21 protein-coding genes and 1 riboswitch are annotated in these 26,648 nt (G+C 66.7%); of the genes, 4 read left to right on the top strand and 17 right to left on the bottom strand.

Translation table 11 applies throughout. The features are described from left to right. Positions 1-1,554: a hydantoinase/oxoprolinase family protein gene (locus tag AAG816_RS18085; protein WP_341991062.1), complete on the top strand. Its 1,554-nt coding sequence runs from the start codon at positions 1-3 to the stop codon at positions 1,552-1,554. Positions 1,555-1,602: 48 nt separating this feature from the next. On the opposite strand, the gene AAG816_RS18080 is transcribed toward AAG816_RS18085, so the two are convergent. Then, the gene (locus tag AAG816_RS18080; RefSeq protein ID WP_341991061.1) at positions 1,603-2,307 is read right to left on the bottom strand and encodes a TetR/AcrR family transcriptional regulator; all 705 of its coding nucleotides are present in this window, start codon (positions 2,305-2,307) and stop codon (positions 1,603-1,605) included. Positions 2,308-2,413: 106 nt separating this feature from the next. Here AAG816_RS18080 and AAG816_RS18075 point away from each other — a divergent pair, with 106 nt between their 5' ends. The 3 genes from AAG816_RS18075 (at position 2,414) to AAG816_RS18065 (ending at position 7,737) form a co-directional block, all read left to right on the top strand. After that, positions 2,414-3,607, top strand: coding sequence for an acyl-CoA dehydrogenase (locus tag AAG816_RS18075; RefSeq protein ID WP_341991060.1), 1,194 nt, complete (start codon positions 2,414-2,416; stop codon positions 3,605-3,607). A 377-nt stretch (positions 3,608-3,984) separates the two neighbouring features. Then, positions 3,985-5,547 (top strand): PLP-dependent aminotransferase family protein, encoded by a 1,563-nt coding sequence (locus AAG816_RS18070; RefSeq protein WP_341991059.1) that lies wholly within the window; start codon positions 3,985-3,987, stop codon positions 5,545-5,547. Positions 5,548-5,685: 138 nt separating this feature from the next. Then, positions 5,686-7,737, top strand: a complete 2,052-nt coding sequence (locus AAG816_RS18065; protein ID WP_341991058.1) for a molybdopterin-dependent oxidoreductase — start codon at positions 5,686-5,688, stop codon at positions 7,735-7,737. Between the two features lie 72 nt (positions 7,738-7,809). Here AAG816_RS18065 and AAG816_RS18060 read toward each other — a convergent pair whose 3' ends face one another. The 16 genes from AAG816_RS18060 to AAG816_RS17985 all read right to left on the bottom strand — a co-directional run bounded on the left by AAG816_RS18060 (position 7,810) and on the right by AAG816_RS17985 (position 26,306). Continuing rightward, positions 7,810-8,304 carry a ferritin-like domain-containing protein gene (locus AAG816_RS18060; RefSeq protein ID WP_341991057.1) on the bottom strand — a complete coding sequence of 165 codons (495 nt, stop codon included), beginning with the start codon at positions 8,302-8,304 and terminating at the stop codon, positions 7,810-7,812. 23 nt (positions 8,305-8,327) lie between these two features. Then, complete coding sequence (locus AAG816_RS18055; protein ID WP_341991056.1) at positions 8,328-9,206, bottom strand: hypothetical protein; 879 nt, start codon at positions 9,204-9,206, stop codon at positions 8,328-8,330. A 277-nt stretch (positions 9,207-9,483) separates the two neighbouring features. Further along, positions 9,484-10,632 carry a M20/M25/M40 family metallo-hydrolase gene (locus AAG816_RS18050; protein WP_341991055.1) on the bottom strand — a complete coding sequence of 383 codons (1,149 nt, stop codon included), beginning with the start codon at positions 10,630-10,632 and terminating at the stop codon, positions 9,484-9,486. Positions 10,633-10,642: 10 nt separating this feature from the next. Further along, a complete protein-coding gene (locus AAG816_RS18045; RefSeq protein ID WP_341991054.1) occupies positions 10,643-11,806 on the bottom strand; it encodes a M20 aminoacylase family protein in 1,164 nt (387 codons plus the stop codon). 37 nt (positions 11,807-11,843) lie between these two features. Beyond that, complete coding sequence (locus AAG816_RS18040) at positions 11,844-13,349, bottom strand: M81 family metallopeptidase (protein ID WP_341991053.1); 1,506 nt, start codon at positions 13,347-13,349, stop codon at positions 11,844-11,846. Then, positions 13,350-15,017 (bottom strand): ABC transporter ATP-binding protein, encoded by a 1,668-nt coding sequence (locus AAG816_RS18035; protein ID WP_341991052.1) that lies wholly within the window; start codon positions 15,015-15,017, stop codon positions 13,350-13,352. It lies immediately after the preceding gene. Next, complete coding sequence (locus AAG816_RS18030) at positions 15,017-15,871, bottom strand: ABC transporter permease (RefSeq protein WP_341991081.1); 855 nt, start codon at positions 15,869-15,871, stop codon at positions 15,017-15,019. Before AAG816_RS18030 ends, AAG816_RS18035 begins: the two co-directional genes overlap by 1 nt. A gap of 29 nt (positions 15,872-15,900) precedes the next feature. Further along, the gene (locus tag AAG816_RS18025) at positions 15,901-16,842 is read right to left on the bottom strand and encodes an ABC transporter permease (RefSeq protein ID WP_341991051.1); all 942 of its coding nucleotides are present in this window, start codon (positions 16,840-16,842) and stop codon (positions 15,901-15,903) included. Positions 16,843-17,010: 168 nt separating this feature from the next. Next, positions 17,011-18,567, bottom strand: a complete 1,557-nt coding sequence (locus AAG816_RS18020) for an ABC transporter substrate-binding protein (RefSeq protein ID WP_341991080.1) — start codon at positions 18,565-18,567, stop codon at positions 17,011-17,013. Positions 18,568-18,794: 227 nt separating this feature from the next. Beyond that, positions 18,795-18,891, bottom strand: a riboswitch (glycine riboswitch). Positions 18,892-19,370: 479 nt separating this feature from the next. Continuing rightward, positions 19,371-20,546, bottom strand: coding sequence for a M20 family metallopeptidase (locus AAG816_RS18015; protein ID WP_341991050.1), 1,176 nt, complete (start codon positions 20,544-20,546; stop codon positions 19,371-19,373). 223 nt (positions 20,547-20,769) lie between these two features. Continuing rightward, positions 20,770-21,966 (bottom strand): exo-alpha-sialidase, encoded by a 1,197-nt coding sequence (locus AAG816_RS18010; protein WP_341991049.1) that lies wholly within the window; start codon positions 21,964-21,966, stop codon positions 20,770-20,772. Positions 21,967-22,020: 54 nt separating this feature from the next. Next, positions 22,021-22,827 (bottom strand): IclR family transcriptional regulator, encoded by an 807-nt coding sequence (locus AAG816_RS18005; RefSeq protein WP_341991048.1) that lies wholly within the window; start codon positions 22,825-22,827, stop codon positions 22,021-22,023. Between the two features lie 13 nt (positions 22,828-22,840). Beyond that, entirely contained in the window at positions 22,841-23,533 is a 693-nt protein-coding gene (locus AAG816_RS18000) for an SDR family oxidoreductase (protein WP_341991047.1), read from the bottom strand. A 5-nt stretch (positions 23,534-23,538) separates the two neighbouring features. Next, positions 23,539-24,615 (bottom strand): ABC transporter substrate-binding protein, encoded by a 1,077-nt coding sequence (locus AAG816_RS17995; RefSeq protein WP_341991046.1) that lies wholly within the window; start codon positions 24,613-24,615, stop codon positions 23,539-23,541. Positions 24,616-24,639: 24 nt separating this feature from the next. Then, positions 24,640-25,482, bottom strand: a complete 843-nt coding sequence (locus AAG816_RS17990; RefSeq protein WP_341991045.1) for an ABC transporter permease — start codon at positions 25,480-25,482, stop codon at positions 24,640-24,642. Then, positions 25,479-26,306, bottom strand: a complete 828-nt coding sequence (locus tag AAG816_RS17985) for an ABC transporter ATP-binding protein (RefSeq protein ID WP_341991044.1) — start codon at positions 26,304-26,306, stop codon at positions 25,479-25,481. Before AAG816_RS17985 ends, AAG816_RS17990 begins: the two co-directional genes overlap by 4 nt. Positions 26,307-26,648: the final 342 nt, after the last annotated feature.

The following is a 26,648-nucleotide window of genomic DNA, read 5'->3' as shown; positions in this document are numbered from 1 at the left end:
ATGCGACGTATCGGCATAGATGTGGGCGGCACCAATACGGATGCGGTGCTGCTGGACGACGCCACCGTGATCCATTCTGTCAAGCGCGCCACCACGGCGGATGTCACCTCGGGCATTCTCGATGCCTTGTCGGCGCTGCGGGAGCATCCGGCCACGCGCGGGCCGGTGAATGCGGTGGTGATCGGCACCACCCATTTCATCAATGCGGTGGTGCAGCGGCGCCACCTGATGCCGGTGGCCGCCATCCGCCTCGGCATGCCCGCCAGCGCGTCCTTGCCGCCGTTCTGCGATTGGCCCGGCGATCTGGCGACCCAGGTGAACGGCCAGGTATTCATGCTGGAAGGCGGCCATGATTATGACGGCCGCCCGTTCATGCCGCTGGACACCGCCGGCGTGCGGGCGGCGGCGCGGCAGATCCGCGATCTCGGCCTGCGCTCGGTGGCCATTTCCTCCATCTTCTCGCCGCTGGATCCCTCGTGCGAGATCAATGCCGCCGAGATCCTGCGCGAGATCTGCCCCGATGTGGCGATCACGCTCTCCCATGAACTGGGCCGCATCGGCCTGCTGGAGCGGGAGAATGCGGCGCTGCTCAATGCCGCCTTGCGCGACTTGGCGGTGACCACCGTTTCGGCCTTCCAGCAGGCCATTGCCGACAGCGGTATCGACGCGCCTTTGTTCCTGACCCAGAACGACGGCACCGTGATGCAGGCGGAGGTGGCCACCCAGTTTCCGGTGATGAGCTTTGCGTCCGGGGCCACCAATTCCATGCGCGGCGCGGCCCATCTGTCGGGGCTGGACAATGCCATGGTGGTGGATGTGGGCGGCACCACCAGCGACATCGGCCAGCTGCGCCACGGCTTTCCGCGCGAGGCCAATTCGGTGGTGGAAGTGGGCGGCGTGCGCACCTTGTTCCGCATGCCGGACCTGCTGTCCATTGGTCTGGGTGGCGGCAGCCATGTGGAGGGCGATCCGGCGCGCGTCGGCCCGCAGAGCGTCGGCTATCGCCTGACCCAGGACGCCTTGGTGTTCGGCGGCAGCCGGTTGACCGCCACCGACATCGCGGTGGCGGCGGGGCTCCTGGACATCGGCGATCGTTCCCGCGTCGCCGGTCTCTCCAAGGCGATGATCACGGCTGCGCTGGCGGATGCCCGCCGGCAGTTGGAAGAGAATGTGGACCGCATGAAGACCGAAGCCGGCGACGTGCCGCTGCTGGCGGTGGGTGGAGGCGCCTTCCTGGTGCCGGAACGCCTGGCGGGCGTTTCGGAGATCATCCGGGTGCCGCACGGCGACTGCGCCAATGCGGTGGGCGCGGCCATCGCCCAGGTGAGCGGGGAGGCCGATCAGGTGTTCCGCGATCTCTCCCGCGACGAGGCCATCGCCGCCGCGCTGAAGATCGCCTCCGACCGTGCCGTGCAGTCGGGCGCGGCCCGCGACAGCCTCAAGACCATCGAGGTTGAAGATATGCCCATCGCCTATCTGCCGGGCAATGCCCTGCGGGTACGGGCGCGGGTGGCCGGCTCCATCGCCGAGCCGGACGTGCGCGACGCCGCCTGAGGGCAGGGTGCGCGTGGTGCGCGCCCCTGACCGACCGGCGGGTACGCCTCAGTCCGAGGCTGTTTGCCCCTTGCGCGCCTTGGCCTTTGGGGCAGGCGCGGGCACTTCGAACGGCCCCGCCGCGGTCAAACCGTGCAGCATGAGGTCGCAATATTCGGTGGCCACCTGTTCCGCCGTCTTGCGGCCGTCCGGCTTGAACCAGCGCACCATCCAGCTCAGCAGCGAGAGCACCGCGCGGCCCACCGTGGCCGGGTCGGCGGCGCGGAAGGTGCCGTCGGCGATGCCGGCGGCGATGATGCCGCGCAGCAGGCGCTCATGGGCATCGCGCAGCTTCAGCGCATCATCTTTCAACTCGGTATTGGCCATGCCGGAGAAGCTCACAAGCATGGTGACGAAGCTGTCGTAATTGTCCGCCAGGAACTGAGCGTGCGCCACCATGAAGGCCCGCAGTTGCACGGCGGGCGGGGTCTTGGGATCGATCGCCGCCGCGCTGGCCTCATAGAGGCCGGTCAGCGTGAAGATGATGATGGCGTCGTAAATGTCCTGCTTCGAGGCGAAGTAGTTGTAGATCGCGCCCTTGGAATAGTTCATCGCCGCCGCCAGCTCGTTCAGGGAGCTGGCCGCATAGCCCTTCTCCGCGAACAGTTTGGCCGCCTGCAGCAGGATCTGCGCGCGCGGGTCGTCGCGGGTGGGCGGGCGCCCGAGGCGACGGTCGGCGGCGACGCGACCGGATGGCTTGGTGCTTGGCTCCACGACGCACGCCCCACAGAAATTTGCTCGATCCCCTTGCATTATATTCCGACTGGGCGGAATGTAAATGCGATCCCGGACTGCAACCGGTACGCCAAAGGAGACGAGAGTGTCCGCTGCTTCATCCCCGGCCTTCAACTGGGCCGACCCTTTCCGCTTCGACGACCAGCTCACCGAAGAAGAGCGGATGGTGCGGGACACCGCCCGCGATTATGCCCAGGAAAAGCTCCTGCCGCGCGTGACCTCGGCATATATGAATGAGCGCTTTGACCGCGAGATCATGAACGAGATGGGCGAACTGGGCCTGCTCGGCGTGACCATTCCGGAGATCTACGGCGGCGCCGGCCTGGGCTATGTGTCCTATGGCCTCGCCGCCCGCGAAGTGGAGCGGGTGGATAGCGGCTATCGCTCGGCCATGAGCGTGCAGTCCTCCCTGGTCATGCACCCCATCTATGCCTATGGCAGCGAAGAGCAGCGCATGAAGTATTTGCCCAAGCTCGCCACCGGCGAGTGGGTGGGCTGCTTCGGCCTGACCGAGCCGGATGCAGGCTCCGATCCCGGCGGCATGCGCACCAAGGCGGAGAAGATCGACGGCGGCTATCGCCTCACCGGCGCCAAGATGTGGATCACCAATTCCCCCATCGCCGATCTGGCGGTGGTGTGGGCGAAATCCGCCGCCCATGGCGATGCCATTCGCGGCTTCGTGGTGGAGCGCGGCGCCAAGGGCTTCACCACCCCCAAGATCGAGAACAAGCTGTCGCTGCGCGCCTCCATCACCGGCGAGATCGTGCTCGACGGCGTGGAAGTGCCGGAAGAGAGCCTGCTGCCCAACGTCTCCGGCCTCAAGGGTCCGTTCGGCTGCCTGAACCGCGCCCGCTATGGCATCGGCTGGGGCACGCTGGGCGCCGCCGAGGCCTGCATGGCCGCTGCCCGCCAATATACGCTGGACCGCAAGCAGTTCGGCCGCCCGCTGGCCCAGACGCAGCTGGTGCAGAAGAAGCTGGCGGACATGTCCACCGACATCGCCTTCGGCCTCCAGGCGTGCCTGCGCGCCGGCCGGCTGTTCGATGCCGGCGAGCTGTCGCCGGAGACCATCTCCTACATCAAGCGCAACAATTGCGGCAAAGCGCTCGACATCGCCCGCGTCGCCCGCGACATGCACGGCGGCAACGGCATTTCGGCGGAATTCCACGTCATGCGCCATGCGGCCAACCTGGAAACCGTGAACACCTATGAGGGCACCCACGACATCCATGCCCTGATCATCGGGCGGGCGATCACCGGCCTCCAGGCGTTCTTTTGATCGGCTGAGGGCGCGCCGGTCGCGCACCGTCGTGTCCTCGACCTTGCCATCCTCCATCGCCCGCCCGGTGTCCGCCGTGGCGGGCGATGTGCGTTTGGCGAGGCGCTTTGCCCTCGGCGGCGTAGGCAGCGTGTCCTAAAGCAGGACGTCCGCACATGCGCCTCCCGGCCCGGGACGGCGCGCCTCTTGCCGGCGAAGGCTGAGGCCCGCACGCGTACGCATTGCCCTTCACGGCTGCGCCGTCGTAGAGCATCTTCGGCAGATGCCGACGCGCCAATCCACGGCGTCTTTCTTCCCGCAGGTTTTGGCGGCGAAACGCGCCGCCCTTTTGCTCACCGTGCCCATCTGCGTGCGAACACCCTGATCCGAGGCCGCCCATGCCCCCCTCCGGCCCCCGTTCCCACTGGTCCGACCTGCTGCATGTGAGCCTGCCGCCGGATGGCGTGGGGCCACTGTTCCACCAGATCTACCTGCGGCTGAGGGAGGCCATTGTTGCCAATACGCTGGCACCGGGCAGCAAGCTGCCCTCCAGCCGGGATCTGGCGACGCGGCTCAAGGTCTCTCGGACCTCGGTGGTGTCCGCTTATGACCAATTGGTGGCCGAGGGCTATGCGGTGGGGCGGGAGGGCTCCGGCACCTATGTGGCCGAGGACGTGCCGGCCGCCATTGTGCGGCCCGCGCATGGACCGGACGCATTGCAAAGCCCGTCTCCCCCTCGGATCTCCCAGGCCGGCGGGCGCTACGCCCACTTCGGCGCCGGCATCGACGTGACCGGCGCCGTGCCCTTCGCCCCAGGCTGCTGCTCCGTGGATGCCAAGACGGTGGAGGCCTGGCGGCGCATCGGCGTCGCGCAGATGCGCCAGTTCGATCCGGCCCATCTGGCCTATGCGGACCCCAGCGGTGATGTGGGCCTGCGCCAGCAGATCGCCGAATATCTTCGCGCCGCCCGCGCCGTGCGATGCGAGGCCGATCAGGTCATCGTGCTGTCGGGGGCGCAGCAGGCCATCGATCTGTCTGTCCGCACCCTGTTGAACCCCGGCGATCCGGTGTGGGTGGAGGATCCCGGCTATCTTGCCACCCGTGCGGCGCTTTCGGCGGCAGGCGCGCATCTGGTGCCGGTGCCAGTAGATGACGGTGGCCTGGATGTGGGGGCGGGCATTGCCGCGGCGCCAGAGGCCCGCGCGGTCTACATCACCCCCTCGCACCAATATCCCACCGGCGCGGTGATGAGCATGGCCCGGCGGCTCGACCTGCTGGCCTGGGCGGCGCGGACCGGTGCCTGGATCATCGAGGACGATTACGACAGCGAGTTCCGCTATGCGGGCCCGCCTCTCGCCTCGCTGCAAGGGCTCGATCAGGCCGGCTGCGTGGTCTATGTGGGCACGTTGAGCAAGGTGCTGTTTCCGGGCATTCGCCTCGGCTTTGCGGTGGTGCCGCCCGCTTTGGTGGATGCCTTCCGCGGGGCGCGGTTCCTGAGCGATCGGTCCCCGCCCTCGCTGCCGCAGATGATGACGGCGCAATTCATGCGCCAGGGGCTGCTCACCAGCCATATCCGTCGCATGCGCCAGCACTATCGCGCGGCACGCGACGTGCTGGTGGAGGCGATCACCCGGCACATGGGCGATCTGGTGGAGATCGAGGTGCCGGACTGCGGCATTCAATTGGTGCTGCATTTCCGCCCCACGGTGGCGGTCTCGGACGTGGTGGTGAGTGAAGCGGCGCGGGGCCGGGGGCTGGTGGTGAAGCCGGTCAGCCCGCTCTATATGACCGCGCCACCGCGCCAGGGGCTGGTGCTGGGCTATTCCGGCTTTGATCCGCACCGCCTGCGCGCGGCGGCGGCGGATCTGGCCCGCATCACCAGGGCAGTGATGGGGGTGGCACCGCGCAAGCCCGCATCCCGAACGGCGCCGACACGGCACCGCAGTGCCGTGTCCCGCTGAGGTCGCATCCGGCGCGGGTGGCGAGAAGTGGACCGTGCATGGAGTGGAAAGTGGCCATTGAACCAGACCACTTCCCAGAGGAAGCTACCCTCGGACGGATCAGCATCGGCTGGTCGGCCTGCCACCGAAGGATGCCCGATGACCATCGTACGCGCCACCTGCGCCCATGATTGCCCGGATATGTGCTCATTGCAGGTGGAGGTGGAGGGGGACCGGATCATCAAGGTTTCCGGCGATCCTGAGCAGCCGTTCACCGCCGGCTTTGCCTGCGCCAAGGTCAATCGGGATGCGGAACTGGTGCATTCCCCCGAGCGCCTCACCACGCCGCTGCGCCGGGTGGGGCCGAAGGGGGCGGGGCAGTTCGCGCCCATCAGCTGGGACGCGGCGCTGGATGAGATCACCAGCCGCTGGCAGAGCATCATCGCCGAGTGCGGCCCGCTGGCCTTGCTGGGCTATGCCTATAGCGCCCACCAGGGGCAGATGAACCGGCACATGGTCAATGGCCTGTTCCACGCGCTGGGCACCAGCCGCCTGCAGGCCGGAACGGTGTGCGACACCTGCTGCGAGGCCGCTTGGGACGCCACCGTCGGGCCGGTCGGCGGTACCGACCCGGAAGCGGTGGTGGACTCCGATCTGATCATCGCATGGGGCTGCGACCTGATGGCGGTGAACGTGCATTTCTGGGCGAAGCTGGATGGGGCGCGCAAGGCCGGGGCCAAGGTGATCGTCATCGATCCGCGCCGCAGCCGCACCGCTGCCAGTGCCGACTGGCATCTGCCGATCCGCATCGGCACCGATGCGGCCTTGGCCATCGGCATCGTCCATATCCTGGCGCGGGACGGGTTGTGCGACCGGGCCTATATCGATGAAAACACCCTGGGCTTCGCGCAGTGGGAGCGGGATGTGGTGCCGCGCTTCCCGCCGGAGCGCGTGGCGGGCATCACCGGCCTCGCGGTGGCCGATATCGAGCGGCTGGCGGCGATGTATGGCGCGGCCAAGCGCTCCTTCATCCGGCTCGGGGAGGGCATGACCCGGTTGGCGCACGGGGGCCAATCGCTGCGGGCGGTGGCGGTCCTGCCCGCCATCACCGGCGCCTATGGCCGGCGCGGCGGCGGCGCCTTGTTGGCCGCCGCCAGTTCCATGGAGTTCAACTTCTCCGCCGTGCGCAAGCCGCCCTCCGGCCCGGCGCAGACCCGGCTGATCAACCACAGCCTGCTGGGCCGGGACCTGCTGGAATTGCGCGATCCGCCGCTGCGGGGTCTGTTCGTGGCTGCCAACAATCCGGCGGTCACCTGCCCCGATGCGGGCAAGGTGCGGGCTGGTCTTGCCCGCGAGGATCTGTTCACTGTGGTGCATGATCCGTTCCTGACCGATACCGCCCTGTTTGCCGACATCGTGCTGCCGTCCACCACCTATCTGGAGACGGCGGATTTCTACCGCAGCTACGGCAGCTACTACATGCAGTTCTCCCGCGCCGCCGTGGCGCCGCAGGGGGAGGTCTGGTCCAATTTCAAGCTGGCCCAGGCCCTCGCGCAGCGCATGGGCGTCACCGATCCCGTGTTCCGCATGAGCGAGGAGGAGATCCTGCCGGAATTCTTCAAGGGGGCGGCGGGTGCGGTGGCGCAGATCGATCCCGCCGATCTGCTGTCCGGCAAGGCGGTGAAGGTACCCATGCCCGACGCCCAGGACTTCCGCACGCCGTCCGGCAAGCTGGAGATCTTTTCCCAGACGCTGGCCGACCAGGGGCTCGCGCCGCTCCCGGACTGGGAGCCGGACGCCCAGGAGGAGGCGGATGCGCGGGACTGGCCATTGCGGCTGCTCACCGCGCCGTCCTATTTCCAGCCGCACACGTCATTCTCCGGCGTCGCCTTCCTGCGACAGCGGGAGGGCAAGCCCTACTGCATCCTGCATCCCGACGATGCGGCGAAGCGTGGCCTGCAGGATGGCGCGAAGGTCCGGCTGTTCAACGACCGCGCGACCATCGGCCTGATGCTGAAGGTGGCGGACGACATTCCCCCAGGCGTCATCCTGGTGCCCGGCCAGCGGCCTGGGGCGGAGGGGGTGGATGGGACCGTCAACATGCTGTGCACCGACCGCCTCACCGACATGGGCGAGGGTGCCTGCTACCAGAGCACGTTCCTCGATGTGGCGGCCTGGGACGTGGCGGTCGCGGCAGCTGCGATGGGCTGACATACATCGCCCGGCGCGGACAGGTCCGCGCCGGGCGATGGCTTTGCGAAAGGCGTGTCGAGGCCTGAGCTGTCAGGCCGCCTTGCGGTTCACCGAGGCGGTGGCGAGCTGGGACAGCAGCTTGTCGGTCTTGATTTCCTCCTGGAGCGTGGCGTCCAGCAGCTTGGCGGCATCGGGATGCCCCAGCTGGATCGCCCAGGTCTTCAGGGTGCCGTAGCGGCTGATCTCGTAATGCTCCACCGCCTGGGCGGCCGCCAGCATGCCGGGGTCCAGCGCCTGGGTGTCGGCGAAGTCTTCCATGATCTCCTTGCCTTCATCGAGAATGCCGACGATGGCATCGCAGGTCTTGCCGCGCGGGCTCTTGCCGATGATCTCGAACACCTGCTCCAAGCGCTCGATATGCACCTGGGTTTCATCGCGATGGGTTTCGAATGCCTTCGCCAGTTCCGGGCTCTGGGCATTCTTTGCCATCTTCGGCAGCGCGCGCAGAATCTGGCGCTCGGCGAAGTAGATGTCCTTCACGGTCTCGTGGAACAGGTCGCTGAGGTCTTTGGGCTGCTTGGCCATGATATCTCTCCTTGGTTGGACGGTTAGCGGGCGATGAGGTCGGCGTCGTCTCGCGCACGGCCGCCGAGGGCCGCAGCGACACTGGCGATGAAGGCACCCACCGCCATGGACAGGACGGTGAAGATAGCGATGGTGGCAGCGGTCTTGCGGGCGGCGTCGGCGGCCTCCTTGGCCTTCACCTTGGCAGCCTGGGCCTGAGTGATGACGTCATTCACCCGCTTTTCCGCTTCCGGCTGCGTGAGCCCGGTGCGAGCCGACACCATCTGCGCCAGGTAGGTGCGGTCGGCCGCGGGCACGTCGCCATTTGTGAGGCCCGCGACCAGAATGCGGGTGGTCTCGCCGCGCACATCCGCGTCACTGCCCGGCTGGGGCGTAGTGGTGCGGAAGAGGGTGTCCACCAAGTAGCCGGTGGGATCGGTCACAGATCCGGCCTGCTGGCTGGCGCCCTGCGCCGCACCCTGGGTGGCACTGCCAACCAGGGATCCCGCCGCCCGCAGGCTTCCGCTCACCAGCGAGGTGGTGGCCGAGGCCAGAACGAACACCACTACGACGGTGGCCAGCGACCAGGCCAGGAAGCCGTGCGCCGTGTCGCGGAAGAATACCTCGTCCGAGCGCACGTCGGTCCATTTGGTCCGCAACCGACCGGCGAGATAGCCGCCGATGCCGGAGGACAGCCACTGCGTCACCACCAGCCAGACGGCGGCGGACATGGCGAATGTTCCGGCCCCGGGGCCACCGGTCCAGGGCGAGAGGGTGGTGAGGCCGATTCCTGAGCCCAACAGGGTCAGTGAAACGGTTGTTGCCGTTGCCGCTAGCGCACCGGCGACGATGGCTTGCCAGGAAACGCCGGATGCGGCGGCTTCAACCGCCAGCGGCGCCGTGGAATAGGTTGGGGGTGTCATAATGTCCCCGCTCAACGGAACAAAAGAGCGAGGATGATAATCACCGGGATCGGCACACCCAGAAGCCAAAGCAAAATTCCGCGACCCATCATACGCTCCTGTTACTTGGTTTCCGTATCAGAACCTGATTTCGGAAACTTCGTTCCAGGGATCGCGTAGGGGAGGGCACTAAAAATGCGGAAACCGCGCAGCTATGGCCAAGGCTATGCTTGACGTTTGCCTGGGCTCAGGGGGCGGCCCCGGCGCCTGAAGCGCGGTGGAATGGTCCATCTGCCGCCTAGGCGAGGCGCGCCATCAGGCCGGCCATCAGGCGCCCGCGCTGGGGCAGCGTGTCGATCTCGATATGCTCGTTCAGGGTGTGATAATGCGCCCCGCTCGGCCCCAGCGAGTCCAGGGTGGGAATACCCAGGGCGCCGGTGAAATTGCCGTCGGACCCACCACCAGCGGAGCGGTGCGGCAGGTCCAGTCCCAGATCCGCCCCCACCTGCCGCGCCTGCTCATAGAGCGCCAGGGTGCCGGCGTCCGGCTCCCACACCGGGCGCACCACGCCCATGGTCACCTCGAAGCCGGTGCCGTCTTCGTGTCGCTCGTTGAGCGCCAGCATGCGCGCGGTGCCGGCGTCCAGATCCGCTTGGCGCTTGGCCATGCTCAGCGCCTCGCCGGCGCAGGTGGTGGCGACGCAATTCACCCATTGCCCGCCATGCACCACGCCCACCGAGAAGGTGCAGTCGTCGGAGGTCATGTCCTCGATCTGCGGGATGCGCCGGGCCATCTCGCGGATGGCGGAGCGGCCTTCCTTCAAGGTCGAACCCGCATGGCTGGGGCGGCCGTGGGCGGCGAGATTATAGCGGGCGATGGCATAGCGCCCGGTGGTGACGCCACGGTCCTTGTGCCCCGGCTCCGGCACCAGAATGTATTTATGCCGCCGGGCTTCCGCCTCGATCAGGGCGCGGGTTCCGGGGCTGCCGATCTCCTCGTCGCTGGTGAACAGGAAGGTGATGGGCAAGGGCGTGGCGATGCCCGCCTTGGCCAGCTGGATCACCGCTTCCAGAGCGGTGAAGGTGCCGCCCTTCATGTCGAGGATGCCCGGCCCCCAGCATTGGTTGCCCTCCTGGCGGAACGGCAGATCCGCCAGGGTGCCGATGGGATGGACCGTATCGAAATGGCCCATCACCAAGATGCCGGGCTCTCCGGCATTCGCATGGGGGAAGCGCACCAGCGCGCAGTCGCCCAGTTGCTCGCCGCCGGTGGCCTTGGGGCCGGGGATGGTCTCGACGCGCCCGCCTGCCGCTGCCGCATCGCGGCAGGCGAGGCCCACCGCCGCCGAGACGGCGGCGGCATCCCAGGTGGGGCTTTCGCATTCAATCCACGGGCGCAGGCGCGCCAGCATGGATTGGGCGTCGAAGGGCAGCGCGTTGAGATCCATCGGATGATCCTCAGGCGGCGGCGAGACGGTCGGTGGCCACCGTCGCCAGCAGGCTGGAGCCGATGGGCAGGATGGCCTCGTCCAGGATGAAGCCGGGATTGTGCACCGGGACGTTGCCGCCGTGGCCCACCCAGAAATAGGCGCCGGGCACCGCGCGCAGCATGTCGGCGAAATCCTCGCTGCCCATGATCGGCGCCACATCGGTGAGCAGGTTCTCGGCACCGACGATCTTGGCGATGCTCTTGGCGGCGGCGTCGCTCTGGGTCTCGTGGTTCACCAGCACGTCGAAGATGGAGCGGATGTCCACCTCGACTTCCATCTCGAAGGTGGCGGCAATGCCGGCGGCGACGGTGCGCATGCGCTGGCGCATGAGCTCGCCGGTGGCCGGATCGAAGAAGCGCATGGTGCCGCCCAGCGTCGCCTCCTGGGGAATGACGTTATAGGCCGAGCCGGCGTGGATCTTGGTCACCGACAGCACGCTGGCATGCTGGGGATCAGTATTGCGGCTGACGATGGATTGCAGCGCCTGCACCAGGGCCGTGGCCGCGATCACCGGGTCGCGGGAGACCTCCGGGCGCGCGCCATGGGAGCCGCAGCCCGTGATCTTGATGTCGAAGAAATCGGCCCCGGCCTGGGCCGGGCCGGCGAAGATGCGCACCTTGCCGTCCTCGATGTTCGGGGCATTGTGCAGGCCGAACACCTCGTCGCAGGGGAAGCGCTCGAACAATTTGTCCGCCAGCATGGCGCGGGCGCCGCCCAGGCCCTCTTCGGCCGGCTGGAAGATGAAGACGACGGTGCCGGCGAAATCGCGGGTTTCCGCCAGATAGCGCGCTGCGCCCAGCAGCATGGTGGTGTGGCCGTCATGGCCGCAGCCGTGGAACACGCCGGGGTTCTTGGAGCTGAACGGCAGATTGGTGGTCTCGTCCATGGGCAAAGCGTCCATGTCGGCGCGCAGGCCGATGCGGCGGCCGGGGCCCTTGTTGCCATGCAGGACGCCCACCACGCCTGTCTTGCCGATGCCGCGATGCACCTCGACGCCCCAGGAGGCGAGCTTTTCGGCCACGATGCCGGAGGTGCGGACTTCCTCGAAGCCGATTTCCGGATGGGCGTGGATGTCGCGGCGGATGGCAACCAGTTCGTCGGCGAAGGCCTGGATGTGCGGAATCGCGGGCATGGGAAATCCTGAGGACGGGGATTGAAACGGGAAAAGGTCAGGCGAAGGGTACGCCCTTGGGCGACAGGCGCACACCGGGGCGCAGGTGTTTCCAAGGCAGGACGGCCGGCGACAGTGGCATGGGGCCGGGGGCGGTGCACACCAGGATGGTTTCGGCGATGGGGGTGAAGTCGGCGCGGAAATGCACCGAGCTTTTGTTCACCAGGATCGCCTGTGCCGTGGGCTCGATGCCCACATAGCGATACATGGCCTGGTCGGCCATTTGCGCCTTGCGCGAGGCCACCACCACCCGCACATCGCCGATGCGGAGGCAGCAGGAGAGGCCGAGATTCATCGGGCCCTTGCCGTAGAACGGGCCGGTGGACTCGAACAGCCCGTCTGACACCGTTTCCACCACGAACCGGCCCTCGAACGGGGCATCCCCCGCCACGCCGGACTTGCCGCCTAGCGCCACGTCGATTTCCGCGCCGACGCCGGCCGCATGGGCAGCCTGGACCGCAGCCGGGTCCACCATGATACCGAGGGCCGCGCGGGCGGCACCGCAGGCCACCAGCGCCCGCAACATGCCAGTGGTGTCGGAATTGCCGCCGGCGCCGGGATTGTCCTGGGTATCGGCGATCACCACCGGGCGGGTGGCGGTGGCGGCGATCTCCATGGCCTTGCGCACCCCGGCTTCCGGCTCATAAGCGGTGCCGGCGAAGGCGTCTTCCTGGGCATTCACCAAAGCGGCCATGGCATCGGCGGCGGCATCCGCCTCCGCCTGGGTGGCGGCATAGGCGACGACGGTGCCGCCGCAATCAGGAAAATCCGCCGCCGGAAAGCCCGGCAGGAAGGAGAGGCTGGCGAGTCCGCGGTCAGACTCCAGCGCGGCAAGCTGCCGGTAGAGTGACTGGCACGGCTCCATCTCGGTGCATTGCCAGGCGATGGGCATCAGGAACGGGATCTGCCGGAAGGCCTTGGCGAAGGGGCGGCCATGGGCCATGCGCGCCGCCAGCACGCCCGCCGCCCGGCGGCCGGTATCGGCCATGTCGATATGCGGATAGGTGCGATAGGCGACCAGTGCGTCGGCGGCCTCCACCATCTTCGGCGTGACGTTGCCGTGCAGGTCCAGGCTGACCACGAGGGGCACATCCGGCCCGATGAGCGCGCGCACGCGGGCTTCCACCTCGCCCTCGCCATCATCGAAGTGGGCGGCCACCATGGCGCCGTGCAGGTCCAGATAGACCGCATCCACCGGGCCGGCAGCGGCCAGACGTTCCATCATCTCGGCCATGATGCGCTCGAAGGCATCCTGCGTCACCGCGGCCGAGGGGCTGGCGGCGCACCACAGGGTCGGCACGATCTCCCAGCCGCGCTCCTCCGCCGCCAGCAGTAAGCCGGCAAGGCCGACATTCTTGCCCGGCAGGCGGGTGAAAATCTCGGCACCCCGGCTCAAAGGCGGCCAGCCGCCGCCTTGCAGGAAGGCGGTATATTCGGCAGGCGAGGGGGCGAAGGTGTTGGTCTCGTGCAGAAAACCACCGACGGCAATACGCGGCGCACTCATTTAGCGGACGTCCTCAAGAGCACTGGCGAAGGTCGCCAGGGGGCGGAAATTGGCAAAGTCCCAATGGCGGCCGGGCGCCGCCAGCAGCAGGTCGCGCGTGTACTCCGCTTTGGGCGCGGCGAGCACATCGGCGGCAGGGCCGTATTCGACGATGCGGCCCTTGTGCATCACCACCACGTCGTCGCAGATCTGCGCCGCCACCCGCAGATCGTGGGTGATGAACAGGATGGCGATGCCGAGGCGGGCCTGGATGTCCGCCAGCAGGTCCAGCACCTGCGCCTGCACCGAGACGTCCAGCGCCGAGACCGCTTCGTCCGCCACCAGCACGTCCGGCTCCATCGCCAAGGCACGAGCGATGGCGATGCGCTGGCGCTGGCCGCCGGAGAATTGGTGCGGATACCGCTCCACCGCATCCTCGGGCAGGCCTACCAGCGGCATCAATTCCCGCGCCCGCGCCATGGCGGCGGGACGAGGGGTGCCGAAATTCAATTGTCCCTCGACGATGCTCTCGCCCACCTTGATGCGCGGGTTGAGCGAGCGATAGGGATCTTGGAAGATCATCTGGATGCGCTTGCGGAACGGCCGCAGCGCGGGGGCCGAGAGGTCCGAGACCTCCTGATTGCCGAGGCGGATGGAGCCCGAGGTGGGATCGATCAGCCGCATCACGCAGCGCGCCACCGTGGACTTGCCGGAACCGCTCTCGCCCACGATGCCCAGCGTGCGCCCGCGCACCAGTTCGAAGCTCACATCGGCGGCGGCGATGGTCTCGCGCGCCTTGCCGAGGAAGGAACGGGTGGCATAGGTCTTGGCCAGCGCATTGACCCGCAGCACCGGCTCGAGGCTTTCCGCCAGGCGGGCCGGGCGGGGCACGAGACTGGGCACGGCGCCCAGCAGGCGGCGGGTATAATCCTCGCGCGGATGGCGCAGGATGGTGTCCACCGTGTCGGTTTCCACCATCTCGCCATGGTGCATGACGCAGACCCGGTCGGCGATGTCCGCCACCACGCCCATGTCATGGGTGATGAACAGCACCGAGGTGCCGCGCCGCTCCTGCAATTCCTTGATGAGCTTGAGGATCTGCTTCTGGGTGGTGACGTCGAGCGCGGTAGTGGGCTCGTCGGCGATCAGGAGGCGCGGATCGAGGATCAGCGCCATGGCAATCATGATGCGCTGACGCTGGCCGCCCGAGAGCTGGTGCGGATAGGAGCCATAGACCCGTTCGATATTCGGCAGGTGCACCTGCTCCATCATCGCCAACACCTTGGCCCGGCGATCGGCGGCGGACAGGTGCAGATGGGTCTTGAGCACCTCCTCGATCTGCCGGCCCACCGGCAGCACCGGGTTGAGCGCGGTCATGGGCTCCTGGAAGATCATGGCCATGCGGCTGGCGCGCACCGCGCGCAGGCGGGCATCGCTGGCGCCCACCAATTCCTCGCCGTCCAGCTTGATGCTGCCGGCGGTGACCTTCAGGATCTTCTTGGGCAGCAGGCCCATGGTGGCCAGCGAGGTGACCGACTTGCCCGAGCCGCTCTCGCCCACCAGGCAGAGCGTTTCCCCTGCCGCAATGTCCAGCGAGATGCCTTGCAGGATCGGCCGCTTCAATGTGGGCAGGTTCACCACCAGTCGGTCGATGGCGAGAACAGGGGGAGGGGTGGTTGGAGCGCTCATCACAGGCCTCCCCGCTTTTTCATGCGCGGATCCAGCGCATCGCGGGCCGCGTCGCCCAGGAGGTTGACGGACAGGATGCAGACCGAGAGCAAGAGGCCCGGCCAGAAGATCAGCGAGGGCTTCAACTGGAAATACATCCGCCCCTCGGCGATCATATTGCCCCAGGACGGGGTCTCGGTGCCGATGCCGGCGCCCAGAAAGGACAGGATCGCCTCGGTGAGAATGGCGGAGGCGCAGATATAGGTGCCCTGGACGATCAGCGGGGCGAAGGTGTTGGGCATGAGATGCTTACGCAGGATGCTGGGCAGGCTGGTGCCCATGGCGATGGCCGCCTCCACATAAGGTTCCCCCCGAGCAGAGAGCACCACCGAGCGCACCAGCCGCACCACGCGGGGGACCTCGGGGATGGTGATGGCGATCATCACCGTGGTGAGCGAGGAACCGGACAGCGACACCACCGCGATGGCCAGCAGCACGCTGGGGATGGCCATGAGCCCGTCCATGATCCGCATGAGGATTGCGTCCAACATGCGAAAGTAGCCGGAAATCAGCCCTAACGGCAGGCCAATCACCACGGAAATCACTGTTACACCCAATCCGACAATGAGTGACACACGCGCCCCGTACAGCAACCGCGAGAACAGGTCGCGGCCATAGGCATCGGTGCCCAGCAGGTGGAGGGCAGTGGGCGGCTTGAGGCGCTGGCTGGGCATCATCGTCAGCGGATCATGGGGCGCGATCAGCGGCGCGAACACAGCAATGGCAATGATCGCCACCAGGCAGACGGAGGCGAGCACCGGCGCGATCCGCCAGCGGGCGAGGTTGGGCATGAAGCGGGGCCGGGTGACCGGCATGGCGTCCGCGCCGCTCGAGGTCTGGAGCATCAGTAGCGGATCCTCGGGTCCAGGAGGGAATAAGAGAGGTCCACCAACAGGTTGACGAACACATAGATGCCGGAGGTCAGCAGGATCAGGCCCTGGATGACGGGATAGTCGCGGGCCAGCACCGCATCCACGATCAGCCGCCCGAGGCCGGGAATGTTGAACACGCTTTCCGTGACCACCACGCCGGAAATCAACAGGGCGAAGCCGGTGCCGATGACGGTGAGAATGGGCACCGCCGCATTGCGCAAGGCATGGCGAAACAACACCAATTGCTCGCCGACCCCCTTGGCGCGGGCGGTGCGGATATAGTCCTCGTCCAGCACCTCCAGGAGGCTGGCTCGGGTCATCCGGGCGATGAGGGCGATGTAGATCGAGGCCAAAGTGAAGGCCGGCAGGGTCGCCCGCTGCAGGAACGGGCCGAGGCCCTTCTCTATGGGCGTGAAGCCCTGCACCGGGAACCAGCGCAATTCGATGGCAAAGACCTGGATCAGCACATAGCCGATCACGAACACCGGCACCGAAAAACCCAGCACTGAGAAGGCCATGACCAGATTGTCGATCCAGGTGCCGTGCTTCCAGGCGGCCAGAACGCCCATGGGCACGGCGATGACGATGGACAGCGCCATGGTCACCAGCGCCAGGCTCAAGGTCGGCGCCAGACGCTGGTGGATGAGGGTGGTCACCGGGGTCTTGGAGATCAGCGATGTGCCGAGGTCCCCCTGGAGCAATTGGCCGATCCAGGTGATGAATTGGATCGCCACCGGTTGGTTGAGCCCAAGGCTGGTGCGGATCGCCTCCAATTGCGCGGGCGTGGCCATGTCGCCGGCAATGATCGCCGCCGGGTCGCCGGGCGTCAGGCGCAGCAGCAGGAAGACGAACAAGGCAACCACCCCCATGACGGGAATGGCGGCCAGGACACGCCGGATCGTATAGGCGAGCATAGAGGATCCTCGCTCGGCAGCTGCGCATGGCCTGCGCCATGGTTGATCCGCGCCGTCGAGGCGCGATCAATACTGCCATCCTTTTTCACAAGCCGGCAGGCCGGAGGGCCTGCCGGAGAGGTCTTGCCGCGCCTGCAACGCCAAAGGCCGCAGGCGCGATGTCAGGGCTCAGTCGGCCTTCTTGACGTTCCAGAACAGCGGCGCCGGACCGCGGATCAGGCCGGACAGCGAGGTGCGGTAGAGGGCGGGGATGATGTAGGTGCCGAGCGGCACATAAGCCACCTCATCATAGGCGCGGGCCTGGATCTTGGCGGCGATCGCCTTCTGCTCGTCGCGGGTCTTGGCCGCCGCGAAGGACACGCGCATGGCATCCAGCTCGGGGTCATCCATCCAGCCGAAGAAACCGCCCTTCTTGCCGCGCCCATTGAGCATGGGATTGACCAAAGGCGTCCACACTTCCGCACCGATCCAGTTGGTGAAGAACATGTTCCAGCCGCCTTCCGCGATGGGCGCCTGACTGGCGCGGCGGGTCACGAGGGTCTGCCAGTCCATGGGCTGGAGCACCACCTTGAACCCGGCATTGCGCAGCAACTGGGCCGCGACCACCGGCTGGGGCGCCGTGGTGATGACGTCGGTGGGCTGGAGGATGACCACCGGCGTGCCGTCATATCCGGCTTCCTTCAGCAGCGCCTGGGCCGCCTTGGCGTCGCCCTTCAAGGTCAGGCTGGGGGGCGCTCCCGCATTGGTTTCCAGCGGCACGCCGCAGCCATACATGGAGGCGCAGACCTTGTAATAGTCTGGATTGCCGATCAGAGCGGCCAGCACATCTTCCTGGTTCATGGCCAGCATGGCCGCCCGGCGGATCTTCACGTTGTCGAATGGCGGATAGAGGAAATTCATCCGCCCCATGGTCTGGCTGCCGAGGGGGTTCCAGGTGAATTTGCGCAGGTCGCGGTTGCTTTCCGCCATGGGCAGCAGGTCGACGGGCGGGGCTTCCATATAGTCGATCTCGCCGGAGCCCAGCGCGTTCAGCGCGGTCTGGGCGTCGGGCATGTTGATCCATTCGACCCGGTCGACCTTCACCACCTTGCCGCCGGCAGTCCAACTGGGGGCCTCCTTGCGGGGGACGTATTTGTCGAACTTCTCGTAGACCACCTTCACGCCGGGCTGGAATTCGCCCTTGATGAATTTGAACGGGCCGGAGCCGGTCTGGTCGGTGATGGATTCCGTGGACGGGGTCTCCGCCACCTTCTTCGGCATCATGAACGGCACCACCGAGGACGGCTTGGCCAGCATGTCCAGCACCGGGGCGAACGGCTGCTTGAGCTTCAGCACGATGGTGCGGGCGTCGGCGGCGGTCAGGCTCTCGGTGACGTCCATCATCATCTGGCCGCCGGTGTCGCGCTGGGCCCAGCGCTTCAGCGAGGCGACGCAATCCTCGGCGGTCACCGGTGTTCCGTCGTGCCAGAGCAGGCCTTCGCGCAGGGTGAGCGTGTAGGTGAGCCCATCGTCCGAGATCTTGTACTCGGCCATTTGCGGCTGAGGCTTATAATCGGCGTCCATCGACAGCAGCGTGTCGTAGATCATGTAGCCGTGGTTGCGCGTGATGTGGGCGGTGGTGATGATCGGGTCGAGCACGCGCAGGCCGGAATGCATCACCGCGCGCACGGTGCTTCCGGCCGCTTCAGCGGCCGTTGCCAGTCCGCCGAGCGCGGCTGCGCCCAGTGCGATGGCCGAGACCAGAGCCAAAGGCGACGGCCTCGCTCGCGTGCGCGTCCCTGTCGTATGGTCGGAAGAGCCGTTCGTGAACCAGGCCATGCCAGCTTCCCTCGGTCGAGATGTTGAACGCGCATCCGCGGGTGCGGATCGTCGGGCGAAAAGGGTCATTTCAAAATCGTGCTCGGACAGCGTCATGGGCGGACGGCGGGGGCAAAGCCTCCCGTTCCTGAACTCCTGCCCCGTCCGTATTGGGCCTGAGAGATTCACCGGCCAAACCGGTTTGCTCCTTCGGCGGATCGGGGTGACCGATCACTCTCCGGACTGTTCGGGCGGCGCCGGTCCCTGCTACCTGAGAGTTTCCGGGGCGGTTGCTCCTTCGGTGCCGGACCGCGAGGTCCAGTCTCTCCCGGCGCTGCCATCAACAGGGCGAAGCCTACGAGACGCATTCGAGATGCACAATAAGTGCGCGTGATGAAAGGTTGGGCGAAAAATGCGCGCCGTGGTGACACGCCGCCTATCGGGCGGGCACGGCAACGCTTTCATCGCCAATTCGACGGTACGTCTATGACGACGATCCTTGTGCGATTAGGCAACGTTTTGTGGACGAAACCCATATGTTCCCAGTCGGCGCAGGCTTCCGTCCCGGAAGCGGCACGGGGGTGCGCGCCGACCCGCCCATGCCTGCGCAATGGGCGGGGTTCTGCGTGTAAAGCATGTGGATAGATGCCAAACCTGAGACCGCCGAGCGTCAGCGCGCAGCCGCCCGCATCGCTGCGTGATCGATGTGGTCTTGGCACCTGATGCGTGCCTCAGGGGAGGTCGCAGAGTGTGGCGGCCAGCGCCTGGGTGCGAGGGACCAGGGTATCGAGGCGGCAGAATTCCTCGTCCGTATGGGCCTTGCCGCCCACGGGGCCAAGCCCGCACAAGGTGGGGACGCCCAACGCCGCAGTGAAGCCGGAATCCGCGCAGCCGCCGGTGAACTCCCCTTCAACCGCGAAGCCGACCCGCATGGCTGCGGCCTGATACAGGGCGAACAGCCCGGCGGAGTGCTGCTCTTCCAGCGGCAGGAATACGGACTTGGCGGTCAGGGTGGCCGAGGTGCCGGGGATCTCCTCCACCGCCACGATGGCCGCGATCTCCGCCATGAGCCGCGCATGCTGTTCCAGCGTGACGAACCGCAGGTCCAGTTCCGCTTCGGCCCAGGGGGCAACGGTGTTGTGGGTGTTCCCGCCCTTGATGACCCCCACATTGGTGGTGATGCCGGTGGCATAGTCGGTCAAGGCGTGGAGGCGCACGATCTTGCGGGCCAAGGCCTCGATGGCGCTGGCGCCGTCCGCATGGTTGACGCCCGAGTGCGCGGCCCGTCCGGTGACCGCAATGCGGAACGATGCGCCGCCCTTGCGCGCGGTCACCACGTTGCCGCTGACCCGACCCGGTTCGGAATTGAACACCGCGCGGGCACCTCGGGCGGCGCCTTCAATCTGCGCCCGTCCGCTGGGCGAGCCGATCTCTTCGTCCGCGGTGAACAGAGCGACTACCGGACGCTCCAACCCGCCGATGGCTTTGATAGCCCGCAAGGCGAAGATGTTGGTCACCAGGCCGGCCTTCATGTCCGCGACGCCGGGACCGTACGCGGTCTGGCCGGAGGCGGTGTAGCCGCGACGGGCGACGGTGCCGGTGGCAAACACCGTGTCCCGGTGCCCCAGCAGCAGGGCATAGGGTCCGTCTGAGTGTCCGGCCACCTCTGCGCGGATCACGTCGCCGAAGGTCGAGTTGGGAATGCGCGTCACCACGATGCCGTCGGCGGCAAGAGCCTCGGCGACGGCTTCGCCCATGGCGTCAGTGCCGGCCTTGTCGTGGCTGTAGGAATCGATCGACACGAAGCGGTTGAGCAGCGCTTCCATTTCGGCGCCACGCGGCGCCAGCCATGCCACCGCTTGGTCGGCCCGAGAGAGGGAAGCGGTCTGGCTGGTGGCGGCGGGCATGGATGCTCCTTGCACTTTCGATGACGCTTGCGGCACGCCGGAACCGGCGCGCCCACAGAACGTGCGGGAAATGACAACAAGGTCAAGCGCGGCCCGTCTCTTGCCCTAACGCGAGGCGCTCGGAAACCTGGGGAGAGTGCTGCGTTGTGAGAGCCCGGGTTCCCGCAGTCCGCCGAGATCTTCTGCGCACCATTTGATCGCCGCCGCCTTAAGCAGCCGGAGGTTATCGGCTCAGGCGAACGTATTTGATCGCCTGGCGAAAAAAGGTGAAGGCCATGTGCAAGGACCCATCCGCCGTCTCCACCACGGTGGGGTAGGACAATTCGCGATTGCGCTTCTCGCTAGAATTGTTGGTCATGCAGAAGCCGTCGCCCAAAGCGATGTCATGGATTTCGGGCCAACTGCGGCCGTCGTCTGCCGAGAAGGCGATGCTCATGGGCGCCCGTGGTGCGCCCCAGAAGGCCGTGCGGGCGGGCGGCGCAGGGACGGGGCGAGGGGTCGAAGCCGGGGGCAGTGTCGGCGCATCGTCTTCCAGATCATCGTATAGCGACACCCGCCGCTCCGTGGCGTTCAGGGCACTGGAGCGGTTGAACACCATGGCCAGCCGGCCGTCGCGCAGGCGCGTCGCCTGGATCGAGGAATTGTTGTTCGGCAGCGCGGTGGGTTCGGGCGGGCTCCAGGTGCGGCCATGGTCGGTGGACCGACTGAGATAGACGAAATCTGCCCAGCGGCTGCGGAATACAGCGGTCAGGCCGTTGGGACCGGGCACGATGTTCATGTGAACACATCCCAGGCTGCCGGGAACGTCATGGGCCGACCATGTCGCCCCGCCGTCCGAGGAGATCAGCACCTGGCTGATATCGTCATTGCCGACCCATTTCTCTCCGGGCGTGGTGCGGCAGAGGAACGTGGGCAGCAGCCAGTCGCCGTTTGCCAGCAGGATCGGGGGCTGGCGCACGAAGGTGCCGGGCCGGTCGATCAGCGTGTGCACGGGACCCCAGGTGAGCCCCTCGTCCTCGGACACCCGGCATTTGACGATGGCGGTGTCCTGGTTGCCGGACACTTGGGAGGTGAACAGCAGCCAGAGCTTTCCGTCCGGGCCATAGGCGAGGATCGGGTTCTGCTCCGAGCGGGTCATGTCATCGGACAGGCGCACCGGCTCCGACCAGCGATCCCCGCCGGCGGGGAGGCGTGAGAGCAAGGGCGAGATATCCGGCACGCCCTCCTGGGTGCCGCCGAACCAGGTGCATAGCAGGTCGCAATTGGCCAGCACCATGAGGTTGGCGGCATGGTTCTGGATGCAGGGAGATGGCAGCACGGCTTCTACGCGGCCGCTTTCGACAATGCGCAGACGCCCGTCGCGGACAAGAGGCGGCTCCGGTGGGACTCCGGCGCCGGTGGTGACGGGCCGCAAGGGCATGGGCGTATTCATCGAGAAACTCCGAAAGGGGATCCGTGGACGTCGCTCGGACCGTTAGCCCTTGGCCTGCGCCACGGAGCCAAAGGACAAATGCACGCCGCGGCTCAGGTCCGCAGCCACCCGCTGCACCTCCGGGGCGACGGTGCGGATGAAGTCGTCGAGATTCATGCGCTCGGAATTGATGGTGGCGCTCACACCCGCCACCGGGAAGCCGTCCGGGTCGAGCACGGCGGTGGCCACCGTGCGCAGGCCATAGGCGTTCTCGCCATCGGAGACGGCGTAGCCGCGCTTTCGCACCAAGGCGAGGCGATGCATCAGTTCGTCCACGTCGGTCAGGGTGCGCTCGGACAGGCGGACACGATTGCTGCGGCGGAGCACGTCCTCGGCTTTTTCCGGCGGGAGATGGGCCAGCATGGCATGGCCCAGCGCCGCCCCATAGGCCCCGGTCCGCGAGCCGGTGCGCCGGTCGAGATTGAGCTTGAGGTCGCTCTGCACCCGCTCCACATAGACCACGTCGGTGTCGTCCAGCATCCCCAGCGAGGCCGCCTCCACCACGTCCGGCACCAATTCCGCCAGCAGGGGGCGAGCCAGCAGCTTCAGGTTTCCGCGCGCCAGCGGCGTATAGCCCAGCTCCAGGCATTTCAGGGTCAGACGAAAACGCCGGCTGTGCGGCACGGTCGCCAGATATCCCAACTGGCACAAGGTGTTCACGAAGCGAAACGATGTGCCGCGGTCGAGGCCGGCGCGGCCGGCGATCTCGGTGATGGTCAGTTCGGGCAAGGTGGTGTCGAAGGCGCGCAATACGGCGAACGCCTTGACCACCGAGTGCACGATGTTCTTGGGATTATCGTCTGCCGCCATGGTGTCCGTCTGCTTATAGGGACGCGCCGCCGCAGACCGTGATCTGCTGCCCGGTGATCGCCCCGGCCTGGGGGGAAAGGAGAAATGCCGCGAGCGCGGCGATCTCGTCCGGCTGGACGAAACGACCGATGGGCGGCAGGCGCGGCGGCGTGGCGCCCCGGGCTGGATCCGACAGCATCGGCGTCTGCGTCGCGCCGGGCGCGATGACATTCACGGTTACGCCACGGGTTGCAAGTTCCATGGCCCAGGAACGGGCCAGGCCGACCATGGCAGCCTTGGTGGCGGCATATTGGCTCTTGCCTGCCGCGCCGGTGCTGGTGCGAGAGCCGATCAACACGATGCGGCCGCCATCGGGGATGGTCGCCACCAGGCGATCCACCAGTTGCGCCGCCACCTCCACATGCAGGCGCCACATGGCAGCCAGATCCTCGGGCCGCAGGGCCCCCAATTCCGCCGTCCGCAGCACACCCGCCGCATGGATGAAGGCATCCACCGGCTCCAGGTCGTTCAACTCAGGGAGGCCGCCGCCGGGCGCCGCCAGATCGGCGAGGATCGAGCGGGCGCCGGGTATCGGAACCGGCCGTCGCGCCATGCCGGTGACGCGCCATCCGTCCGCCACCAGACGTTCGACGATGGCGAGCCCGATGCCGGAACTTGCCCCCGTCACCAGAGCGTGGCGCGGCGGACCGGCTGGTCCTGTGTCCATCATCATCAGCCCGTATAGGCCTTGGCTTCGGCGACCACCTTGGCGGCGTCGAAGGTGTTGATGTCGGCGATCAAGTCATTGGTATAGAAGGTCGAAAGATCGCTGATCTTGTATCCGAAGATCTGTGCCTCCAGCCGGAACTCCTCCGGGTTGATCTGGCCCATCTTGAAGTCGGCATAGGGCGGCTTGTAGAGCTGGATGCGCCGGGTGATGCCCTGGAGCACGGCCTTGACCGCATCTTCCGCAGAACTGCCGCGCGGTGCTGTTTCCGGATACATTTTCAGGAACGCCCGCGCGCCGGCATCGGGGCTGGCCAGCAGGAACAGCGAGGCCTTCGCCACCGAGCGGCCGAAACCCACTGCCAGAGCGCGGTCCTTGTCCAGGAACGCCTTGCGGGCGGTGAGGAATTGGCCGCCGATCATCGGCAGATTGTCCGGCCGCGGCACGATGCGCATCTCGATGCCGGCGCCTTCGATCTGGCCGAAACCGGTGTCGTAATAGGCCAAGGCGTCGATGGCATCGCGCTGGAGGGCCACGCCGGCCTGGATGCCGTTGCCCACCGCGATCCACTTCACATCGGTGTCGGGGTCGATGCCCATGTTCTTGAGGATGTTGCGGGTGACCGGATATTCGGTGCTGCCGAAATCGGACACGCCGATGCGCAGGCCCTTGAGTCCGGCATAGGTCTTTACCGCCGAGCCGGGCTTGACGGCCACATCCCATTTATAGGGATAGGTGTACTGATAATAGTTCAGCGCGCCCTGCCATTCGCCCTTGGCCAGCAGCGGCAGACCGAAGGACGGCACGCCGATGCCGATATCCACATCGCCCTTGTCGATGGCGATCTGCACATTGGCGTTGGTGCCAAGGGGCGCGGGAATGAGGGTGAAGCCCTCCTGCTTGTTGTAGCCGAGGACCTCGCCGATCAGCGTGCTGATCACGGCGGGGCCCATGGCTTTCAGGCCGACGCCGAACTTGAGCGGGCGCAGATCCGCGGCCTGAGCGAAGCGGGGGCCGGCGGCGAGCGCCGCGGCGAAAGCGCCGCTGGCCAGTAGCCATTGGCGGCGAGTGAAATCGGTCATGGCGTTTCCTCCTGGCATTTTTTGTTATTTCGATCCCCGGTTGCCCCAGTGGACCACTTTCAATTCCAGCCGGCGCACCAGCGTGTGCAGCAGGATGCCCATGGCGCCGAGGATCACCAAGGCGGCGAACACGCCGGCCACGTCGGTGACCGCCTGGGCCTGGGTGATAACCACGCCCATGCCCTGCTGCGCGCCGAGGAATTCAGCAACGATGGTGCCGAGCAGGGCATAGACCACCGCCATGTCGAGACCGGCGAAGATGAACGGCGCCGCATGGGGCAGCTTCACCAGCCAATAGGTTTCCAGGCGGCTGGCGGACAGCGAGCGCATCAGGTCCAGCTTCTCCGGCTCCACCGAGCGCAGACCGGTGAAGCTGTTGATCAGCACCGGGAAAAAGGCGAGCAGCGCGGAAATGGCGATCTTGGAGCCATCACCAAAGCCGAACCAGATGACGATGAGAGGCGCGATCGCCACCTTCGGCAGGCTTTGCAGCGCGAAGGCATAGGGCATCAGCATCTTCTCGACAGTCCGGATCTCCGCCATCAGCGAGCCGAGGAAGATGCCGAGGCCGGTGCCGATCAGAAAACCCAGGGCCGCATTCTTCAACGAGCCCCACAGGGGCAGATAATAGCCCATGGGGCTGGTGGGGCTGACCGCAAGCCCGGACCACAGCGCCCGCACCACCGCCTCCGGCGCCGGAAGAATATAGGCTGGCACTTTCAGGAACCGCACGGCGGCAAACCATGCGGAGATGAGGATGACGAAGCCCAGCGCCGCCAGCAGTGAACCGCTGAGGCGCAGCCGGCGACGGCGGCGGGGGACGACGGGGGCCATGGGAGGCGCCTCGCTATAGGGCAGAGTGCTCAATCCACGCCTCCTTCGGCGTTCAGCAGCGAGCGGATCTCACGGGAGATGTCCGCATAGGCGGGGTGCTTGATGATGGTATCGAGGCTGCGCGGGCGCTCGATGGGAATTTCGATGTCCCGCAGCACCCGTCCGGGACGCGCGGACATGACGATCACCCGGTCGCCCAGAAATACCGCCTCGGAGATGGAGTGGGTGATCAGCACGATGGTCTTGCCATAGACCTGCCAGATCCGCTGCAGTTCCAGGTTCATGCGCTCGCGGGTCAGGGCGTCGAGGGCGCCGAACGGCTCGTCCATGAGCAGGATGCGTGGATTGCGGGCCAGCGCGCGACAGATGCCGGCGCGCTGCTGCATGCCGCCGGACAATTCATAGGGGAAGCGGTCCGCGAAATCGCCGAGGCCGGTCATTTCCAGCAGGGCCTCGATGCGGCCGGGCTCGGCCTCATGGCGTCCGCCCACCCGCAGCGGCAGGCGCACATTGTCCTTCACCGTCATCCAGGGCAGCAGGTTGGCCGACTGGAACACCACACCCACATCGCGGGAGGGGCCAAGCACGGGCTTGCCGTCGAGCATCAGCCGCCCGCCGTCATAGTCGTCCAGCCCGGCGATCATGCGCAGCAGGGTGGACTTTCCGCAGCCGGAGGGTCCGACGATGGTGACCAATTCGCCATCACGCACCGCCAGATCGATGCCGTCCAGCGCATGCACCTTGCTGCCGGACGCGCTGACATAGGTCTTGTCGACCTTGTGGGCCTCGATCAGTGCACGGTGGGAATCCGTGGCCGGGGCGGCAGGGGCGGCCTGCAGGAGAACTGAACCCTGCATGCTAGAGGCCACGCGCCGCAGTGATCATGCGGTGAAGCTTCGACAAAGCATATCCTCCCTGATCGGATAGCGAACATTTATTCGTATTATGATTAGTTTGCCGAGCGGCAGCGGATTGTCAATCGGCAACACGCAACGACACCAGTGCGCTGCGTAGCGTCCGGATCATGCACTGCAACATAGGCCAGCATTGCTTCCGTGAATCCGAAAAGCGGGCGACCTGGCCGTTGACAGGAGCAAGAGATGGCGCCTAATTCTCTCAAACAACGAACAAACGTTCGCAATCCGATCAAAATCAGCGAGCGGGAGGAATGCCTTTGCCACTGGTGCTGCCCATGCCCG

Origin of the sequence: Azorhizobium sp. AG788 (assembly GCF_943371865.1) — a bacterium.
In the GTDB taxonomy this organism is placed as follows: Bacteria; Pseudomonadota; Alphaproteobacteria; order Rhizobiales; family Xanthobacteraceae; genus Azorhizobium.
The sequence above is the reverse complement of the archived record's forward strand: the minus strand, read 5'-3'. Positions and strand labels throughout refer to the sequence as shown.

Coding starts and splice junctions, on each gene's coding strand:
- AAG816_RS18085 (WP_341991062.1), top strand. CDS start 1: ATGCGACGTATCGGCATAGATGTGGGCGGCACCAATACGGATGCGGTG.
- AAG816_RS18070 (WP_341991059.1), top strand. CDS start 3,985: ATGCCCCCCTCCGGCCCCCGTTCCCACTGGTCCGACCTGCTGCATGTG.
- AAG816_RS18065 (WP_341991058.1), top strand. CDS start 5,686: ATGACCATCGTACGCGCCACCTGCGCCCATGATTGCCCGGATATGTGC.
- AAG816_RS18060 (WP_341991057.1), bottom strand. CDS start 8,304: ATGGCCAAGCAGCCCAAAGACCTCAGCGACCTGTTCCACGAGACCGTG.
- AAG816_RS18055 (WP_341991056.1), bottom strand. CDS start 9,206: ATGACACCCCCAACCTATTCCACGGCGCCGCTGGCGGTTGAAGCCGCC.
- AAG816_RS18050 (WP_341991055.1), bottom strand. CDS start 10,632: ATGGATCTCAACGCGCTGCCCTTCGACGCCCAATCCATGCTGGCGCGC.
- AAG816_RS18045 (WP_341991054.1), bottom strand. CDS start 11,806: ATGCCCGCGATTCCGCACATCCAGGCCTTCGCCGACGAACTGGTTGCC.
- AAG816_RS18040 (WP_341991053.1), bottom strand. CDS start 13,349: ATGAGTGCGCCGCGTATTGCCGTCGGTGGTTTTCTGCACGAGACCAAC.
- AAG816_RS18035 (WP_341991052.1), bottom strand. CDS start 15,017: ATGAGCGCTCCAACCACCCCTCCCCCTGTTCTCGCCATCGACCGACTG.
- AAG816_RS18030 (WP_341991081.1), bottom strand. CDS start 15,871: ATGCCGGTCACCCGGCCCCGCTTCATGCCCAACCTCGCCCGCTGGCGG.
- AAG816_RS18025 (WP_341991051.1), bottom strand. CDS start 16,842: ATGCTCGCCTATACGATCCGGCGTGTCCTGGCCGCCATTCCCGTCATG.
- AAG816_RS18015 (WP_341991050.1), bottom strand. CDS start 20,546: ATGCCCGCCGCCACCAGCCAGACCGCTTCCCTCTCTCGGGCCGACCAA.
- AAG816_RS18010 (WP_341991049.1), bottom strand. CDS start 21,966: ATGCCCTTGCGGCCCGTCACCACCGGCGCCGGAGTCCCACCGGAGCCG.
- AAG816_RS18005 (WP_341991048.1), bottom strand. CDS start 22,827: ATGGCGGCAGACGATAATCCCAAGAACATCGTGCACTCGGTGGTCAAG.
- AAG816_RS18000 (WP_341991047.1), bottom strand. CDS start 23,533: ATGGACACAGGACCAGCCGGTCCGCCGCGCCACGCTCTGGTGACGGGG.
- AAG816_RS17995 (WP_341991046.1), bottom strand. CDS start 24,615: ATGACCGATTTCACTCGCCGCCAATGGCTACTGGCCAGCGGCGCTTTC.
- AAG816_RS17985 (WP_341991044.1), bottom strand. CDS start 26,306: ATGCAGGGTTCAGTTCTCCTGCAGGCCGCCCCTGCCGCCCCGGCCACG.